Below are 18,843 nucleotides of genomic sequence, written 5' to 3'. Positions count from 1 at the left end.
AAATAACTAGCCTGCGCGAAGCAGCGTTTTCATTTTTTCGTTACGGCAAAACTGGCGCTTCATCTCCACCACCAGCGCATTGCGTGACAGCACAATCATCACGCCAAATGCCAGCGCGCCCGCGGCAACCTGTACCGCCAGCAGCGCGGCCAGCGGCAGGTGACCGCTGAGGATGATGCCCAGGCCGTAGCTCACCGCCAGGGTCGGCAACGAGAGATAGAACGGCAGCCACAGGCTCAGGATGTACTGACGGTAGCTGGAGCCCAGCACCGGCTTGATCATGATGAAGTAGCTCAGAACGGTATTGATTATCTGCACCAGCAGGAAGCCCAGCGTGACGCCGATGGCGCCCGCCATATGCCCGCCGACGATAATCGCCGGAATAAACAGGAAGGTTTTGAACACGTTGAACTTAAAGCTAATGTCGACGCGCGCTTTTGCCATCAGCAGGGAACCAATCGGATTCCCCACGGAGCGCAGCAGCCCCACCACGCACAGCAGCTGCAGGATCGGGATGATGCCGTTCCACTTCTCGCCAAACACTAGCGGCACGAAGTTGCTGGAAACCACCATCAGCCCCAGCAGCACCGGGAAGTTAATGATCCCCACCACGGAAAGCAGCTTGTAGAAGTTAACGCGCAGCTTCTCGGTGTCGTCCTGGATCTTGGCGAAGGCCGGGAACAGCACGCGGGTGATTATCGGGTTCAGCTTCATCGGCGGCACCACCGCGACGTTGTAGGCCAGGTTGTAGCCCCCCGCCACGCTCGCGCCAAGAATACGCGCCAGCACCAGCGTCGACAGGTTGGTATTCACATAGTTGATAATGCTGTCCGCCGTCAGCCACGCGCCAAAGCGCAGGTTGGACGAGACGGATGCGAGAGAGAAATGCAGCCCGGGACGGTAGATCTTGCGGCCAAAGTAGCCGAACAGCAGCGTACGCACGGCAGAGTTAACCAGGTATCCGAGGATAGCGGTCATCGCCAGCGGCCAGAAATGGGCGCTCACCACGGTGAAGGTAAAGCCCGCCAGCACCGCGCTGGTCTCGATCATGCCGATCTTGTTGAACTCCAGCTCTTTCTGCATCAGCGCGCGGAACTGCTGCCCGTGCGGGATCACCACGAAAGCAAACGACAGCGTGCGCATCAGCGGAGCCAGATCCGGGTTGTGCAGCACGCTGGCGATGGTGTCGCTCAGCAGGAACACCAGCACGAACACGAAAATACCCAGCCCCACGTTCAGCCAGTAGAGCGTGGTCAGCTCAAGATGGCTGATCTCTTTGCGCTGGATAATCGAGTTGGCGATACCAAAATCAGACAGCGTATCGGCCAGCGCGATAATCACCAGCGAGACGGTCAAAAGGCCGAACTGGTGATTATCAATAATGCGCGCCAGCACGGTCATCTGCACCAGACCGAGGCCAATGATGACGATGGTCGCCATCGCTGACCACTTCGCCCCGCTGATGGTTTTTTCACGTAAGCTCATCTTAGTACGCCGCTTTGTTCACGAAACCTTTGAAGATGGTCAGAAAAACAATCTTGATATCGAACCAGATACTCCATTCACGGATGTACTCCAGATCGAATTCGATACGTTTTTCCATTTTTTCCAGCGTGTCGGTTTCGCCGCGCCAGCCGTTGATCTGCGCCCAGCCGGTAATGCCCGGCTTCACCTTATGGCGCAGCATGTAGCCTTCAATCAGCGAGCGGTACTGCTCGTTGTGCGCCACCGCGTGCGGACGCGGGCCAACAATCGACATGCCGCCGGTGAAGACGTTGATAAACTGCGGCAGCTCGTCCAGCGAGGTGCGGCGCAGGAAGTTCCCCACGCGGGTGACGCGCGGATCGTTCTGCGTTGCCTGGGTCACCACCTTGTCGTTTTCCATCACCTTCATGGAGCGGAATTTCCACACCATAATCGGCTTACCGTCCATACCGTAGCGGGTCTGGCGGAAGATAACCGGGCCGGGAGAGCTCAGCTTCACCGCGAGGGCAATGCAGCACAGCACCGGGGAGATGAGCAGTAAAATCAGCGAAGAGAGCACGATATCTTCCGCGCGCTTCAGCACGCGGTTAATGCCCGACAGCGGGGTGTCGTACAGCGGTACCACCGGCACGCCGTTCACTTCTTCAATGCGTGAATGGAGGATGTTGAAGGTAAAGACGTCCGGGATCAGGATCACCGAACAGGTGGTGTCCGCCAGCTCGCGCATCAGTTGCTTAATGCGGGATTCGTCTCTCATCTGCATAGCGATGTAAACGTTGTGAATTTTACCGGCTTTCGCGTCTTCAATAAGCTGTTCGTAATTGCCCGCCCAGTCCGACGGCACGCCGCCCGGCTTCGCGTCGTGGTAAATCCCGACCACTTCAAACCCTAACCACGGCTCTTTGCGGAAGCTGTCGAGCAGAACCTTACCAACCGGAAGATCGCCCGCTACCGCAACGAAGCGACGGTTATAACCGCGGTTACGCAGCCAGCCCGCGCCGAAGCGGATCAGGGAACGGCACACCACCATGCCGACGCTGGTGATCAAATACCAGCAGAGATAGGTGACGAGGCGATTATCAAAATCATGGCTGAAGGCCACCAGGCCTGCGCTGAAGATCAGACTCAGGGTCCAGTTCTGCAGCAACAGCATCAGTTCGGTGGTCATTTTCACGCCGCGCCACGAGCGGTAGAAATCGGTCATCCCGCCGATCATCTGAAACACGACCAGCGCAATGAGAGCCATCAGCAGATGCATATATAAGAACGGCAGCCCGCCGATCCGACACACCGCCCACAATCCACCGACCATGATGGTGATATCAGAAAAACGCTGCACCATAGAGATTAACGATGCATTCGTTCTCGCTCGTTCGCGTTTTTTTAGATTCGTCATCGTTGTTCCTGTATTCGGTTCCCCCTCCCGCCGGGAGGGGCAATTATTACTGATTCAACAGCGCCAGAATGTCCTTCGTTCGGGCTTCCATCAGCGCCGTGTCAGCACGGGACTCCACGTTCAGGCGCACCACCGGCTCGGTGTTGGACGAGCGCAGGTTAAAGCGCCACTGCGGGAACGCCATGCTGATGCCGTCCGTACGGTCAATTTCCAGCGCGTGGATCGCAAAGTGCTGCTCCACGCGGGCAATGGCCTCGGCCGGCTGCGCCAGCTTGCTGTTGATCTCCCCGCTCGCCGGGAACGCCGCCATGCGGTCGCGCACCAGCTCGCCCAGCGTCTGTCCCTTCAGGCACAGCAGCTCGGTCACCAGCAGCCACGGGATCATCCCGCTGTCGCAGTAGGCAAAATCACGGAAGTAGTGGTGGGCGCTCATCTCGCCGCCGTAGATGGCGTCTTCTTCGCGCATACGCTCTTTGATGAAGGCGTGGCCGGTTTTGGACATCACCGGCGTGCCGCCCGCCGCGGAGACCACGTCGACGGTGTTCCAGGAAAGTCGCGGGTCATGGATGATTTTCGCGCCCGGGTTTTTCTCGAGGAACGCTTCCGCCAGCAGGCCGACAATGTAGTAGCCCTCGATGAACTGCCCTTTCTCGTCGAACAGGAAGCAGCGGTCGAAGTCACCGTCAAAGGCGATGCCCATGTCCGCGCCGTGCTCAATCACCGCGTTGCGGGTGTCGTCGCGGCACTCCGGCAGCAGCGGGTTAGGAATACCGTTCGGGAAGTTGCCGTCCGGGGTGTTGTGCACCTTGACGAAGGTGACCGGCACGTTCAGCGCCTTAAAACGGGCTTCCAGCGCGTCCACCACCGGGCCGGCCGCGCCGTTACCGGAGTTGATGACCAGCTTCAGCGGCTTGAGGTTCGCCACGTTGATGTAGCCCAGCAGGTGGTCGATGTACTCTTTCTGCAGGTTGATTTTTTTGTAGCTGCCGCGCTTCGCGTCGTTCACCGGCGGGAAGTCGTTGGCTTCCGCCAGGCGCTGCACGTCGCGCAGGCCGGTGTCGCCGCTGATAGGACGGGCGCCCTTGCGCACCAGCTTCATCCCGTTGTAGTCCATCGGGTTGTGGCTGGCCGTCACTTCGATACCGCCGTCCACGCCCAGGTGGAAGGTGGCAAAGTAAATCTCCTCGGTCCCGGAAAGGCCGATATCCAGCACGTCCACGCCCGCGTCCTGCAGCCCTTTCGCCAGGGCCAGCTTGAGGGATTCACTGGTCAGACGCACGTCGCCGCCCAGCACAATGGTCTGCGGTTTTAAATATTCGCCGTACGCGCGGCCAATGCGCCACGCGATATCTTCATTCAGCTCTTCGCCCAGCTTGCCGCGAATATCGTAGGCTTTAAAACAGGTTAATTTTTCCATGATGACCCCTTTTTCAGGCAACAGTCGGCCCTGACCACGTAATGGCCAAATTGATTTTTTTGTCATTCGCAGGCCCGGTAAGCGCAGCGCCACCGGGCATAATGCAGAGTGCTACACCCGCCCGTAGCGGTCCTGAAAGCGCACGATATCGTCCTCTTCCAGATACGAGCCGGAGCGCACCTCAATTAAGTCGAGAGGAATTTTCCCCGGGTTCTCCAGGCAGTGCGTCGCCCCCAGCGGAATATAAATGGACTCATTTTCACCCAGCAATTTGACTTCACCGTCGATGGTGACTTTAGCGGTACCCGCAACCACCACCCAGTGCTCGGCGCGGTGATGGTGCATCTGCACCGACAGCCCCTCGCCCGGCTTCACGGTGATGCGTTTCACCTGATAGCGGTCACCGGAGTCGATGGAGTCATATTTCCCCCACGGACGGTACACTTCGCGGTGAATATGGTGCTCGTGGCGGCCATCGGCCTTGATCTGCTCCACCACTTTTTTAACGTCCTGCACGGCGTTACGGTCGGCAATCAGCACGGCGTCCTTGGTCTGGACAACCACCAGATCCTTCACCCCGACCGTGGTCACCAGGCCGGATTCGGCGTAGACGTAGCTGTTTTCCGTTTTGTGGCTAATAACATCGCCGTGGTGGACGTTACCCTCCGGGGTATGGGCGCTGATCTCCCACAGGGAGGACCAGGAGCCGACATCGCTCCAGCCCGCATCCATCGGTACCACGACGGCATCCGCCGTGCGTTCCATCACCGCATAGTCAATGGACTCTTCCGGGCAGGCGAGGAACGCCTCTTCATCCACGCGGATGAAGTCGAGATCCGGGTCCACCACCGCCATCGCTTTCTCGCAGGCATCCAGAATATCCGGGCGGTATTTGCGCAGCTCTTCCAGATAGCGTCCGGCGCGGAACAGGAACATCCCGCTGTTCCAGTAATACTCTCCGCTGGCGACATACGCCTGCGCGGTTTCCAGATTCGGTTTTTCAACAAACTGCGCCACGTCAAACGCCACGCTGTCGCCTTCACCCGGCGTCACGCTGCCGCGACGAATATAGCCATAGCCGGTTTCCGGCAGATCCGGCACGATGCCGAAGGTCACCAGCTTGCCGCTCTCGGCGTAAGGGATCGCCGCACGCACCGCGTCGCGGAACGCGTCTTCCTGCTGGATAACGTGGTCTGCCGCCAGGACCAGCATCAGCGGGTCACAGTCCGGGCTGCTGCGTTTTGCCGCCAGCGCCGCCAGGGCGATCGCAGGCGCGGTGTTGCGTCCGGCAGGCTCCAGGATGATATTTTCGGTGAGCTTATTCAGCTGGCGCAGCTGCTCGGCAACAATAAAGCGGTGCTGTTCGTTACAAATCACCACCGGGCTTTCACACTCCACGCCGTGCAGACGGTTTACCGTCGTCTGCAGCATGGTGAGATCCCCTTTCAGGCAGAGGAACTGTTTTGGATAGAGCACGCGGGACAGCGGCCACAACCGGCTACCAGAGCCACCAGCCATCACAACCGGATACAAAGTGGTTTGACTCATGATTTATCCCCGTATATCTGCAATAAATTGGCTCAGCACGTTCTCTTTCTCGAGCGTGCGTTCGGCATATTCACGTGCCACCGTGTTCACTTTTGGCATGGCAAGTGCCTTCTCAATTCCGGTTACCAGCGCCGGGACCGATTCCGGCTCCACGCACACGGCAATACCCGGATAGCTGTCGCACAGCTGGCCTAATTCTGTTTCGGCTTCTGCCGTGATCACCGCGTTACCGCCCACTGCCAGAATGTTGGTCAGCTTGGACGGCAGCACCGCGTCCGCGGCGCCGCGTTTTTGGACCACCAGATGGCAGTCGCCCATCTTCAGCAGCGCAGGCAATGTCTCGTAAGACTGAAGCGGGAAAAATTTCACGTTGGTCAGGCCGCGTTCCCCGGCCATTTTTTCCAGCCGCGCCTTTCCACCGCCCTGCCCGACAATCACAAACGTCCACGGATGTTCACTCAGCAGCTGGGCCGCTTCAATCACGCTTTCCAGCCCCTGCTTTTCGCCGATGTTGCCTGAGTAAAGAATGATTTTTTGATCTTCAGGCAAACCGAGCTGCGCGCGCAGGGCCTGAGCGTCTTGCTCAGTTACATCGCGAAAACGCGCCACTTCGGACCAGTTCGGGAAGAAGATCACCTTCTCTGCCGGAACGCCCTTCTCCTGCGCCTTATTCATCATCGAGCGCGAGATAGTCGAGACGTAATCCACGTTGTGCAGGCCGCTGCGCTCAAACGCGCTGGCGAGCTTCGCCACCTTGCCGCCCTTGCTTTTGCCTGCCATCCCCAGGCCCAGCATGGCGTCAACTTCATAATCCTGAATGTGCAGCAGAGTGCGCGCGCCGGAGAGTTTGCCCAGCAGGCGCATGCCCGGCGTGCAAAACAGCGTCGGCACCACGCCGATGATGCGATCCGGCTTCCAGCGACGCTGCGCCATCAGCGGGAAGAAACTGCTCAGGGCAAAGCTGCCCAGATGAATTAACCGCTTCAGCGTCGAGGGCTGCTTAGGCACATACAGCGGGCAGCGCCAGACGGTCGCTGCGCCCTCTTCGCGACGGTAGCGCCAGCTTGAGTAGCGCTCCCCGACTTTCCACTCCGGGTAGTACGGCGGCGCGGTAATGACCCGCACGTCATGTCCCTGGCTCGCCATCCACTCGACCATCTCGCCGGTATATTTACCGATGCCGGTTAATTCCGGCGAGTAGTTGATTCCGTATACGAGGATCTTCATATGCCCGGCACCTCGGCCTGACGTTCGGCCAGGAAATAGGCACGACTGTTGTCATGCACATTGTCGCTGGCAAGCAGCGCCTCTGGCGTCTGCCAGCGGTAGTCGTCATGCTGAGAATCAGGCAGACGCAGGTCTGCCTCACTCACCTTCAGGCGGAACCCCAGCACGATGTAGTGCGTGGTGAACCCGGTGCCTGAAAAGTTATCGTCATAGAAGTGCTGCCAGACCCCGTAAAACTGGCCCGCTGCCATCGGCAGCTGCAGGCCCAGTTCCGCCAGAGTGAGACGCTCAAACGCATCGCTGAGCGTCTCATCCTTCTGCACGCGCCCGCCGGGCACGAACCAGAAGCCCTGTGCAGGACGGTTGGTTCGTTTCCCCAGCAAGAACTCGCCGCGTTCGTTCTCCACGATCAAATCAATTGAGATGAGCGGAGTCGAACGCACTACCGTGGCAAAATCTTCCTGACTTAAAAACATCGTTACCCCCGGAAGCGGTGCTGGTTTTCCAGGAACCACTGGTAGGTACTGGCCAGCCCCTGCTCCAGTGACACCTCGTGATACCAGCCCAGCTGATGCAGACGGGTCACGTCCAGCAGCTTGCGCGGCGTGCCGTCCGGTTTCGTCGCGTCAAACACCACGCGGCCTTTGTAGCCCACTACCTGCGCGATGGTTTGCGCCAGCTCGCGAATGGTGCAGTCCACGCCGGTACCGACGTTGATGTGCGACAGCATCGGCTCGGTGTTCTCCTGCCACACCTCGCGATCCAGCTCCATCACGTGAATGCTGGCGGCAGCCATGTCGTCCACGTGCAGGAATTCACGCATCGGCGTACCGCTGCCCCACACCACCACGTCCGGCGCGTTCTCGGCGGTCGCCTCGTGGAAGCGGCGCAGCAGCGCCGGGATCACGTGCGAGTTGCTCGGGTGGAAGTTGTCGTGCGGTCCGTACAGGTTGGTCGGCATCACCGAACGATAGTCGCGGTTGTACTGACGGTTGTAGGACTCGCACAGCTTGATCCCGGCAATCTTGGCAATCGCGTACGGCTCGTTGGTCGCTTCAAGCGTGCCCTGCAGCAGTTCGCTCTCGGCGATCGGCTGTTTCGCCATTTTCGGGTAAATACAGGACGATCCGAGGAACAGCAGCTTATTCACGTTGTGCAGATGCGCCGCGTGAATGATGTTGCTCTCGATCATCATGTTTTCGTAGATGAAATCCGCCGGGTAGGTGTTGTTAGCGACAATGCCGCCCACCTTCGCCGCCGCCAGATACACCTGGTCAATGCGTTCGTTAGCAAAGAAGTCCTGTACCGCACGGCTGTCGAGCAGGTTCAGCTCGTCGCGCGTGCGGACAACCACTTCGACGTCACCGCGCTGCTCCAGCTGGCGAACAATCGCGGAACCCACCATTCCGCGATGACCGGCGACAAAAATACGTTGTTTTGTCATTCTCAGGACTCCAGCGCGATGGCAACCTCGTAGCCATGAGACTTGAGCAGGGAGTGTTTTTTCGCTGCTTCAAGATCTTTGGCTACCATCTCGGAAACCATCTCCTGCAGAGTGATTTCTGGTTTCCAGCCCAGCTTCTCGTGCGCTTTGGTTGGGTCGCCCAGCAGGGTTTCCACTTCAGCAGGACGGAAGTAGCGCGGGTCAACCTGGACAATCACGTCGCCTGGCTTCACGCCCGGAGCGTCGTGGCCGGTCACGGAAACCACGATACCTTTCTCTTCCACGCCGGTACCTTCGAAGCGCAGCTTGATGCCCAGCTGTGCCGCGGCCATTTCAACGAACTGACGAACGGAGTACTGCACGCCGGTCGCAATCACGAAGTCTTCTGGCTGTTCCTGCTGCAGCATCATCCACTGCATTTTCACGTAGTCTTTGGCATGGCCCCAGTCACGCAGGGAATCCATGTTGCCGAGGTGCAGGCAAGACTCCAGACCCTGCGCGATGTTGGCGATAGCGCGGGTGATTTTACGGGTCACGAAGGTTTCGCCGCGACGCGGAGATTCGTGGTTGAACAGGATGCCGTTACAGGCGTACATGCCGTAGGATTCACGGTAGTTAACGGTGATCCAGTAGGCGTACAGTTTTGCTACCGCATACGGAGAGCGCGGGTAGAACGGCGTGGTCTCTTTCTGTGGGATTTCCTGTACCAGACCGTAAAGCTCAGAGGTGGATGCCTGATAGAAGCGAGTTTTCTTCTCGAGGCCGAGGAAGCGGATTGCTTCCAGCAGACGCAGCGTACCCATGGCATCAACGTCAGCGGTGTATTCCGGGGATTCGAAGGAGACCGCTACGTGGCTCATCGCGCCCAGGTTGTAGACTTCATCCGGCTGTACTTCCTGCAGGATACGGGTCAGGTTGGAAGTATCGGTCAGGTCGCCGTAGTGCAGATGGAATTTCGGGTTCGCCGCGTGAGGATCCTGATAAATATGATCCACACGTTCGGTGTTGAAAGAAGACGCACGACGTTTAATACCGTGTACTTCATACCCTTTTTCCAGCAGGAACTCTGCCAGGTAAGAACCATCCTGCCCGGTAACGCCGGTGATGAGAGCGACTTTAGACATGTTTATATTCCTCTACTTATGAATTTAATCAGTTTCAACGCGTTCGCGTATCACCACTGCGGGGTTGCCACGGCAAACTTTATTTGCCGGTAGCGATTTAAAAACGCTGCTGCGGGCACCGACTACCGTGCCATCGCCAACAGAAACACCCGGTGCAACAAAAACATCCGTTGCCAGCCAACATTTTTCACCTATCGCAACAGGCGAAGCGGTAATATCAAAATGCTGACTCATAAAATCGTGGCTGCCGGTGCACAAATAACACTTCTGTGAAACCACCGAATTTGCGCCAATCGTTATTTCGCCAAGGGTATATAACACCGCGTCATCCCCAACCCATGCGTAATCTCCCAGCGTTAATTTCCACGGATAGGTAATTTTCACAGAAGGTCGGATGACTACGTTTTTTCCGATTTTTGCGCCAAACAGGCGCAATAAAAAAGCTCTCCAGCGGTACATTATTTGCGGCGACCAGGCAAATAACGTTGCCTGAACGGCCCACCACAGCTGTACCTTAATACCGTTCCCGCCCCGAAAACCTTTCGGCACGGAGAAACCTTTTAAATCCTGCATTGCGTTTCCTTATATTCAGGCTTTGTTATATAAGGTTTTCGTTTTGCCTGTGGTACGCAGGCGTAATAAATAAGACAATTCCGCCCAGAACCCCGGCACGCGTAATATTTTACGCTGTACGTTTTTGGCATCCTGGCACAATTCCAGATTATTAGACGTTGACACGCCGCCCATGGAGAATTCAGACACCAGCCCTTTAATTCGACGGAACGGGTAACCTGATTTATACAGGCTGGCTGCCAGCGCATAATCGGAAGACACTTTATACTGCAAATCGTAAGGCTGTTTTTTGAGACCTTTTACCGGGAAGAAAATGGCCTGATGGCTGGCCGGCAGGCTGTGGTAGATATACCAGCCTGGCTTCGCGCTGCGGCACACTTTATGTCCGTCGCCAAAATCGAGCAGCGCATCGCCAATATACATGGCGTCCTCTTTCTGGCGAGCCAGCTGACGGGCAAACAGCGCCACGTCTTCATGGAAAATGTCGCCCGAGTTCAGGAAGATGGCATAACGGCCTTGCGCCATGCTGATGCCTTTATTCATCGCATCGTAGATGCCTTTATCTTTCTCGCTGATGTAGCGTAAGTTGAACTCACCGTTGAGTTTTTCCAGAAACTCCGCCGTGCCATCGTTCGAGCCGCCGTCGACCACAATCCACTCAAAGGTGAGGCTTGGATCGCGCGCCAGGTTGCGCAGCGAGCGCCAGGTTTTTACCACCCCTTCGTAATTACGAAAAGCGACAGTAATGACGCTAAGAAACATAAATCACCTCATTTCGTCATACGTTCGTAATATTGAGCGCCTTGCGCAGAATAAACGGACAGACAATCAAGAAAGCATATTCCGGGCTAAATATTGACCCGGTAAAAAAGAGCGACACCGGAGTAAACAGATAAAGCTGAACGCGAAAGTTCTGGTTATCACCAAACGCGTTAATCATCATTTTGAAAACTTTAAACAGATACCACAGGGTCAACAGTACGGCGAACCACGAAAAATAAATAATTAACAGATACAGACCATTGTCTATGGTTTTACCGACATCCGCACCGTTAAAGATTCCGAATGATGCAACATATTCGTAAAGTGAGCCGAATCTTACTACCCCATCAATATGGGTTAAGGAATAACCCACCATCACCAGTGGCCCAATGATGCGATAATAGGACGAAGACCCTTCCGTTCCCAAATCACCCAGACGTTCTGAGATGTACGGGAAGGCAAATACCACGCCTACCATAAATACCGTCAGGGAGATAATCGCCAGCGGCAGTTTTTTCTTAATCGCATCTTTGTTCAGGTACTGGAACGCCCACTCCAGCAGGTAAAACAGGATAAATGTCATTACCCCTGAGAACGATCCAGACAGAACAATTCCTGCAAGAATCATAGCATCGGTCTTAGGCGTTTTGATACCAAACTGTTTGATGCTGAGCCAAATTGAGATTAACGCCAGAGCGAAAAACGCCGGTTCAAAATAGAGGGCCGTAGTACGCTTCCCGCCAAACTTGATGAAGTTCAATACATAGCTGTTACTGTAAATGAGATATTTCGAAATTATCTCCATCAGGCTGCTGCCGCCGGTGAGAATAATTTGCGCCATCTCCAGTGCGGCAAGCATAACAATTAACGCAACGGCAATATAAAAGAACCTAAGGATTTTCCGATAATTGTGCGGGGAAATAGTTTTAAACCGAATACTCCAGACCATTCCGATAATAATAACAATATAAACAAACAGCATGGTCGAGGTGACGTATTTACTCGCATCCAGCGACTGGCCAAAGATGTAGTTAAACAGCGTCAGGCCCGTGCCCAGCCCTAAGGCAATCATCAGCTTCTTGAGGTTGATTTTATCGACATACAGCAGAAGCAGAACGGGCAGGAAGGTCACGATGGTTATCGGGAAGCTTTCGCCGAGCTGGGCAATTTTGACGTTGACCAGCAGGTAGATCAGCGGCAGCAGCAGATAACTACAGATTCTGATAGAACGAGACATATTCCTCCAGCATCTGTTGTCCACTGTAGGCCTTGCGGCTGCGGTTGCGGAACGATTCCAGGTCAGTGCCAAAAACGATCTCAGCAATCTGCGCCTTCGGCAGCTGTACCAGCGGCAGAACCTCCTGCTCCGTGAAGGTTTTCCCGCCGGACTTTTCCAGCACTTCGCGCGCCGCATCGCTGTGGGTGGCAATCACCGGCACGCCGATAGAGAGCGCCTCGCAGAGGATCAGCGGGTAGTTATCCACGCGGGAGCTGAACACCAGGGCGTCCATTTCATTCAGCGCGCTCATCAGCTTGCGCTTGTCAGTCTCAAACCCGTGGTTCACCACGTTGGCCCCTTCGAACGGTGAAAACTTGCCGAAGGTGTGAAGCTCTATCTTGTCACCCAGCGCCATCATGTCGCGTACCAGCTGCTGGTTGGTTTTACCGTCGTAACGCAGATCATGCGCAACGATAGCGATTTTCGGTTTGCCCGCGGTTTCGGCCACCGGGGTTAGCTCGGCAAGAATGGCTTCCGTCGCCACGTCGATGCCGTTGTTGATAATCTGACAGCGCCCTGCCCCGTACAGGCTGTTGAAGGCATCCGCCACGTGCTGGCTCGGAGAGATAAACGTACAGCCGAGCGAGAGCATGTCGCGGAACAGCTGACGCTTTCCGGCCACCAGCTGATGCGCTCGATCCACCTTCACCGGCGGGTAGTTGCTTAACGTCGGGCACTTCTGGCAGTTATCTTTCCAGCCTTCGCAGCCGTCGGTAAACGCGCAGCGTCCGGTCACGCTCCAGTGATCGTGCAGCGTCCACACAAAGCGGGTGTCGGGCTTGTGGGCCTGCACCTTCTGACAAAACGCCACCACCTCTTCCAGATTCAGCCAGTAGCTGTGCAGAACGTGAAAATGCAGCACAACCGGGCCCGCGGTGCGGGTAACCGTGCGGTAAAGATTGTTCAGGTTGCCAAACAGGTCGCGGTTAAACAGACGGAACAGCGCAATGTTGGCCATCGAGGTCAGACGCGGCGTGTGCTTGTGCACCTGAGGGAAGTTATCGTGGCTGACGCTTTTCTTGCCGCCTTTGCCGTAGCCGTAAATAAACCGAGACTGAAGTCCTTTTTGCAGCGCGCGCTGGTGCAGATCCAGGGCCACGCCTGCCGCTCCGCCTTCTGCGAGGCGTACGTTAAATTGCAGAATGTTCATTTAATCACCTTCACGCGGGCTTTTTCTCCCACCACCAGCGCGTTATCCGGAATGCTGTCCAGCACCACGCTGCCAGCACCAATCGTGACGTTATTACCAATCGTAATGTCACCGACGATCACCACGTTCGCGCCCAGCTCGACGTTATTGCCGATGACCGGGCAGGCCAGGCTGTCAGGCCCGCGGTTGCCAATGGTGACCGCATGACGAATGGTGAAATCATCCCCGGCGACCACAAACTTGTTGATCACCACCGCATAGCCGTGATGGATGGTAAAGCGGCGGCCAATGGTGGCAGCGGCCTGAATTTCATAGCCAAAAAAGCATTCGGTGATGATGCGGTACAACACCAGCACGGGTGCCGCCCAGATATTGTTCAGCACGTTTTTCTTACGCCACACCGAGCAAAAGTGCGCGATGCGGTACGCCAGAACCATGCAGCACGGACGCAGGCTCCAGCTGTTAGCGCGGCAATCTTCCAGAAACATTATTTCCCCCGAAGTCCATCAGCCAGGCGCTTGCCGTTACGCACGGACAGTAGCGTCAGCAGCGTGCGCCAGTTCATGCGCTTATTGCGGATCTGATAGAGGGTAAAGAGCTGATATTTACGGCTGGCACGGTCAAACTTGTCCTTGTGCTTGCGGTAAAAATGGAAGTAGCCGGAGAATTTCTTCGGCGAGGAGGTGATTTGCATCTCCCCGTGGTTGATGTGCAGGATCTGCGTGGCCTCTTCCACTTTCCACGGCTCGCCGTATTCCACCACCATGCGCAGGAAGATATCGTAATCCTGCGCGGCCTTGAGTTCGGTATCGAACAGGCACTCTTTGAAACGCCACGCCCAGGTGAAGACCTGGTTACCAATAATGTTGCGCTTGTAGAACAGGCGGCGAGAATACGGCGATTTCGGGTACAGCGGCAGACTCGCGGGCTGCGAGTAAACCTCGCCCTGGCAGACATAGTCGTTGGCATACAGGAAAGCGTGCGTGACCAGCTGTTCTTTATGCGACAGGAAGATAGACAGGCGGTTCGGCGTCCATTCGTCATCGTCGTCGATCCCGGTCAGATACTGCCCTTTGGCCTGCATAATCGCCTGATTACGCACCGCGCATGCGCCGGAGTTAATGGCGTTATGCGTATAGACCACCCGCGGGTCGTTGAGGTCAGTCACAAACTTTTGCAGCTGTTCATACGAGGAAGAGCAGTCATCAACGATGATCAGCTCCCAGTTATCGTAATCCTGTCGCAGGACGGATTTGATTGCGCGGATCGCCAGCTGCTGACGATTCCATGTCGGCATATAGATTGAAACTAAAGGGCGTTGTGTGGTCATCTTTTCCCCTCACCCCGGCCCTCTCCCCAAAGGGGAGAGGGTGAAAGGCAGCCAGTGGTTATCATTACGTTCGTCCCCCACATCCAGCACCGAACAGTCCCCTCTCCCCTTTGGGGAGAGGGTTAGGGTGAGGGGTGTGGGGTGTGTTTTGTTATTTACTGTCAGACTTATATTCGTACTCGTAATAGCCGTAATCCTGGTACCCGGTCGCGCGGCGGAAGATGGAGTTCAGGATCACCCCTTTCACCTCAATCCCGTTCTGCTCGAAGCGGCTCAGGCTGGTTTCCACCTCTTTCAGGGTGTTGACCGCGTAACGCGCCACCATCAGCGTGGTGCCAGCGTGGCGGCCAACAACCGCTGCGTCGGTCACGGCCAGAATTGGCGGCGTATCGATCAGCACCAGGTCGTAATTTTTGCTCGCCCACTCCACCAGCTCGGTAAAGCGTTCGCTCATCAGCAGCTCGGACGGGTTAGGCGGCACCTGACCGCGTGGGATCAGGTCAAATTTCGGCACCGTTGTGGGTTTCGCGCTCTGGCTGATTTCACCTTTGCCGAGCAGGATTTCCGACAGACCGTTCACGTTATTGGTGCCCAGCAGCTCGTGGGTGTAGCCCTTACGCATATCGCAGTCGATCAGCAGCACGCGCTTGTTGGTCTGGCTGACCACCGCCGCCAGGTTGGCGCAGACGAAGGTTTTACCGATTGACGGGCTCACGCCGGTTAACATCAGGACGTTGTTTTTGGCCTGCATCATGGCGAAGTGCAGACTGGTACGCAGGCTACGGATCGCTTCGATGGCGAGGTCGGTCGGGTTACCCACCGCCAGAAGCTGGCTCTGTTTGTAACGCTTGACGCCCTTGATGGTTTTGACGCTGTCGCGGGATTTTTGCCACTCGGACAGCGGAATGCTGGCATAGACGTTGATACCGCTCTCTTCCAGCACCTGCGGGCTTTCGATACCGCGGTTGAACAGGGAACGCAGCAGCACGCCCACGATGGAGAGCATCAGGCCGAGAATAATGCTGCCGAGAATAATCAGCGCTTTCTTCGGCTTCAGCACGCCAGGCTGGGTAATGGCCGGGTCGACGATGCGTACGTCACCGACGGTACTGGCTTCGGTGATTTTCAGCTCCTGCTGCTTGTTCAGCAGCTGCATGTAAACCTGCTGTCCTGACTCCACGTCGCGGGTCAGACGCACGATCTCCTGCTGCGTTTTCGGCATCGCGGTCACGCGGTCATTGAGCTTCGCATTCTCCTCTTCCAGGGTACGGCGTTTCTCCAGCAGCGTGCGGTAGGCCGGGTGACGTTTGGTATAAAGCTTGGAAATCTCCGCCTCTTTGAAGGTCAGCTCGTTGAGCTGCGCATCAATGTTGACCATCGAATCGAGGACCGATTTCGCCTCCAGCGGCAGGTCAACGGAGTCTTTATCCTGACGATAGGCGTTCAGCTTGTTCTCGGCATCATCCAGATGAGCGCGCACTTCCGGGAGCTGTTTCGCGAGGAAGGCCAGGCTTTTCGCCGCTTCCGCCGACTTACGCTCAACGTTCTGCTCAAGATAGTTGCGGGTAATGCTGTTCAGGATGTCGCGGATTTGATCCTTATCTTCACCGGTAAAGGTCATGCTCAGCACGCCGGTGTCCTTACCGTTTTCGGTGACGGTCAGGTTGTTTTGCAGATTGTTGATCATCCCCAGGGTGGAGAATTTGGTGACGGTGAATTCGCCGCCCTCCTGGGCGTTAATCGCGCTGACCATCATGCTGACGCCGTCTTTGGTCAGCATCTGCCCCACTTCGCCGCGGGCGCTAAAACCAGCGTCGCTGGTTAGCTGATACTGTTTAGGGCCAAGCACCGTCAGGGTAAACGTCTGATCGCCTGCCCCTTTTGGCAACACGAAGTCAGTGACTTTCACCGTGTCGTTGTTGCGCCCCATCAGCCGATCCCAGCCGGCACCAAAGACTGGGAAGGTATTTTTGGTGACGGAGATATCGAGCCCGAGGTCGTGAACCGTTTTACCCAGCACCAGGCGTGACTGGATGAGCTGAATTTCGGCGTCGGATGCCGGCGGCTTGTTCGCCAGCGCGGAACCAATGTCCTGCACCAGCGAGTTGCCGGTATTCTGCTCGATCTGCACCAGCGCATCGGCGCTGTAGATAGGGGTGGCGAACAGCGTATAGACGACGGCCGCCGCGGCGAACACGGCGGTAATGCCCAGCACCCACCACTTTGCCTCTACAACAGTGCCGACCAGGCGCCCAATATCAATTTCATCACTGCCCGAAGTCGGGGCGGCAGAAGGTCTTGTTTTTTCTGTCATTGTTATCCCTGCTGAACTTTCAGTGCCTGCGCCCACTGTTGGGCAGACTGGTCAAGTAAGGTGTAAACCGCCTCAAAGGCCTCATGGCTTTTGCGATACGGATCGGGGATTTCACGTTCATTGTCCCAGTGACCAAACAGCATCACCTTGCCGCGCATCTCCGGAGCGATATCGCACAGCGCATGAATATGGCGTTTTTCCATCGTCAGGATCAGGTCATACTCCCGGCACATGCGGCCAGTGACCTGGCGGGCCACGTGGCCGTCGAGAGAGAGGTGATGATCCCGCGCCACGCTCGTTGCGCGCTCATCGGCACCCTTACCGACCAGTGCACCCAGCCCTGCCGAATCAACGGTCAGTTCGGGCTGGTAGTGTTTCAACAACCGTTCAGCCGTAGGGGAACGGCAAATGTTCCCCACGCATACCACCAGAATTTTGTTAAACATCGCGGATTACCAGGTATGAATGTCGCGCGCCGTATCCGTCATGTAGCGAACGCCACTGATGGTTGGCAGCAACTGGTTGATCAGACGGTTCCAGCGGGCAACCGGCGCGGTGGTGACATACACCACATCGTATGGCTGGAGACGGAACTCCGTTGCCATCACCAGAGAGGTCGCATCGGACATATCCAGCTGGTAGATGTTGGCAATCTTGCCTTTCGCACTGCCCTCACCTTTCAGCGGACGGATAACGAAGATACCGGTCGCGTTAGAGGTCGTCAGATCGATACCCTCAGCATTGCCCAGCGCTTCGGTCAGCGTCATACCGCTGAAGTCCATTTTGAGGGTGCTCTGTTTCTTCACTTCACCCATCACGAAGACTTTCAGATCGTCATTGCGCGGCACGTAGAGAATGTCGCCCGGATAGAGCAGGCGGTTCTGGGTCAGATCGCCGTTTTGCATCAGCGCCTGCAGCGAAATGCGCTGCTCCTTCCCGTTGTGGGTGAGCACCACGTTGCGCCAGTCGGCGCCGTCGGTTAACCCGCCCGCGGCGTTGATGGCATCCAGGACGGTCAGAGGAACGTTGGTGATGGCCTGCTGGCCGGATTTGTTCACCTGGCCGGAGATATAGGCTTTTTGCGAGCGGAATGCGGCGATATTAACGTCCACCTGCGGATCGGCGATGTACTGCGCTAAGCGGCCGGTAATATCACTACGGATCTCGGCAAGCGTTTTGCCTGCAACATGGACTTTACCAATGTAGGGATAGAACATGGTGCCATCTGACTGCACCCAGTTACCGGTATCGCTTGAGCTACGGTACTGGCCCGCTGGCGTGGTCAGTTCAGGGTGGTCCCAGACGGTCACGTTGATCACGTCACCCGGCCCCACGCGGTACTGGTAGGACGCAATTTCCTGGTCCAGCGACATATTCGGCTGGGCAACATTCGGACGTGGACGTAATTGTTCGACCAGACGAGGCGTAAGCGGATAAACATTCACCATTTTGTCGAGATCAAAATCGGCATCCTGTTGCTTGATCACATCCTTACCCATTGTTGACATATTGCTGCCGGGAAAGACCGTGCAACCACTCATCAAGGTCACAGACACCAATAATGGCATCAATTTCATTTTGGATTTCATCATTGATTATTTATCACTTTGGCAGAGTAATTATCCTGTGCAATTTAAATAAGCTCGAGTCGTATTGGGTTTCAGCATGCAGTTAATCAAATAGAAATATAACTGGCATCAGTCCTAAAAAAAGCTTATTCATCCATTGGCTATTGACAGAATAATCGAGGCTGATTCACACGCTTTCAGGCACGCTACCGCCCTTGGCTTTCAG

At 56.2% G+C, this 18,843-nt stretch carries 17 protein-coding genes; all 17 read right to left on the bottom strand.

Features of this window, described 5'->3' with window-relative positions; all coding sequences use genetic code 11:
• Positions 1-6: 6 nt before the first annotated feature.
• A complete protein-coding gene (wzxC, locus tag M2422_RS00345) occupies positions 7-1,485 on the bottom strand; it encodes a colanic acid undecaprenyl disphosphate flippase WzxC (RefSeq protein WP_039262643.1) in 1,479 nt (492 codons plus the stop codon).
• A 1-nt stretch (position 1,486) separates the two neighbouring features.
• Positions 1,487-2,881: an undecaprenyl-phosphate glucose phosphotransferase gene (gene wcaJ / locus M2422_RS00340; RefSeq protein WP_033145973.1), complete on the bottom strand. Its 1,395-nt coding sequence runs from the start codon at positions 2,879-2,881 to the stop codon at positions 1,487-1,489.
• Between the two features lie 46 nt (positions 2,882-2,927).
• Positions 2,928-4,298, bottom strand: coding sequence for a colanic acid biosynthesis phosphomannomutase CpsG (cpsG, locus tag M2422_RS00335; protein ID WP_023312395.1), 1,371 nt, complete (start codon positions 4,296-4,298; stop codon positions 2,928-2,930).
• Between the two features lie 111 nt (positions 4,299-4,409).
• Complete coding sequence (cpsB, locus tag M2422_RS00330; RefSeq protein ID WP_033145975.1) at positions 4,410-5,846, bottom strand: mannose-1-phosphate guanyltransferase; 1,437 nt, start codon at positions 5,844-5,846, stop codon at positions 4,410-4,412.
• A gap of 3 nt (positions 5,847-5,849) precedes the next feature.
• Positions 5,850-7,073, bottom strand: coding sequence for a colanic acid biosynthesis fucosyltransferase WcaI (wcaI, locus tag M2422_RS00325; RefSeq protein ID WP_064672800.1), 1,224 nt, complete (start codon positions 7,071-7,073; stop codon positions 5,850-5,852).
• The gene (locus tag M2422_RS00320; RefSeq protein ID WP_029742031.1) at positions 7,070-7,549 is read right to left on the bottom strand and encodes a GDP-mannose mannosyl hydrolase; all 480 of its coding nucleotides are present in this window, start codon (positions 7,547-7,549) and stop codon (positions 7,070-7,072) included. Before M2422_RS00320 ends, wcaI begins: the two co-directional genes overlap by 4 nt.
• A 2-nt stretch (positions 7,550-7,551) precedes the next feature.
• Positions 7,552-8,517, bottom strand: coding sequence for a GDP-L-fucose synthase (locus M2422_RS00315; RefSeq protein ID WP_013097874.1), 966 nt, complete (start codon positions 8,515-8,517; stop codon positions 7,552-7,554).
• Between the two features lie 2 nt (positions 8,518-8,519).
• The gene (gene gmd, locus M2422_RS00310; RefSeq protein ID WP_014884502.1) at positions 8,520-9,641 is read right to left on the bottom strand and encodes a GDP-mannose 4,6-dehydratase; all 1,122 of its coding nucleotides are present in this window, start codon (positions 9,639-9,641) and stop codon (positions 8,520-8,522) included.
• A gap of 24 nt (positions 9,642-9,665) precedes the next feature.
• Complete coding sequence (gene wcaF / locus M2422_RS00305; RefSeq protein WP_064672801.1) at positions 9,666-10,214, bottom strand: colanic acid biosynthesis acetyltransferase WcaF; 549 nt, start codon at positions 10,212-10,214, stop codon at positions 9,666-9,668.
• A 15-nt stretch (positions 10,215-10,229) separates the two neighbouring features.
• Positions 10,230-10,976, bottom strand: a complete 747-nt coding sequence (gene wcaE / locus M2422_RS00300; protein ID WP_023312400.1) for a colanic acid biosynthesis glycosyltransferase WcaE — start codon at positions 10,974-10,976, stop codon at positions 10,230-10,232.
• Between the two features lie 16 nt (positions 10,977-10,992).
• Positions 10,993-12,213 carry a colanic acid polymerase WcaD gene (wcaD, locus tag M2422_RS00295; protein ID WP_064672802.1) on the bottom strand — a complete coding sequence of 407 codons (1,221 nt, stop codon included), beginning with the start codon at positions 12,211-12,213 and terminating at the stop codon, positions 10,993-10,995.
• Positions 12,188-13,405, bottom strand: a complete 1,218-nt coding sequence (gene wcaC / locus M2422_RS00290; protein ID WP_039263106.1) for a colanic acid biosynthesis glycosyltransferase WcaC — start codon at positions 13,403-13,405, stop codon at positions 12,188-12,190. Before wcaC ends, wcaD begins: the two co-directional genes overlap by 26 nt.
• Positions 13,402-13,893 carry a colanic acid biosynthesis acetyltransferase WcaB gene (gene wcaB, locus M2422_RS00285; protein ID WP_032642828.1) on the bottom strand — a complete coding sequence of 164 codons (492 nt, stop codon included), beginning with the start codon at positions 13,891-13,893 and terminating at the stop codon, positions 13,402-13,404. Before wcaB ends, wcaC begins: the two co-directional genes overlap by 4 nt.
• Positions 13,893-14,735: a colanic acid biosynthesis glycosyltransferase WcaA gene (gene wcaA, locus M2422_RS00280; protein ID WP_023312403.1), complete on the bottom strand. Its 843-nt coding sequence runs from the start codon at positions 14,733-14,735 to the stop codon at positions 13,893-13,895. The genes wcaB and wcaA overlap by 1 nt, the downstream gene beginning before the upstream one ends.
• A gap of 151 nt (positions 14,736-14,886) precedes the next feature.
• On the bottom strand, positions 14,887-17,049 hold the full coding sequence (gene wzc / locus M2422_RS00275) for a tyrosine-protein kinase Wzc (protein WP_259139374.1): 2,163 nt from the start codon (positions 17,047-17,049) through the stop codon (positions 14,887-14,889).
• 2 nt (positions 17,050-17,051) lie between these two features.
• The gene (wzb, locus tag M2422_RS00270) at positions 17,052-17,495 is read right to left on the bottom strand and encodes a low molecular weight protein-tyrosine-phosphatase Wzb (protein WP_023312405.1); all 444 of its coding nucleotides are present in this window, start codon (positions 17,493-17,495) and stop codon (positions 17,052-17,054) included.
• A 6-nt stretch (positions 17,496-17,501) separates the two neighbouring features.
• Positions 17,502-18,641, bottom strand: a complete 1,140-nt coding sequence (locus tag M2422_RS00265) for a polysaccharide export protein (protein WP_014170829.1) — start codon at positions 18,639-18,641, stop codon at positions 17,502-17,504.
• Positions 18,642-18,843 lie beyond the last annotated feature (202 nt).

It is taken from the genome of Enterobacter sp. SLBN-59 (genome assembly GCF_024807915.1).
Lineage (GTDB): Bacteria > Pseudomonadota > Gammaproteobacteria > Enterobacterales > Enterobacteriaceae > Enterobacter > Enterobacter asburiae_B.
Note: the sequence above shows the minus strand (reverse complement) of the source record. Positions and strands in the feature narration are given on the sequence as shown.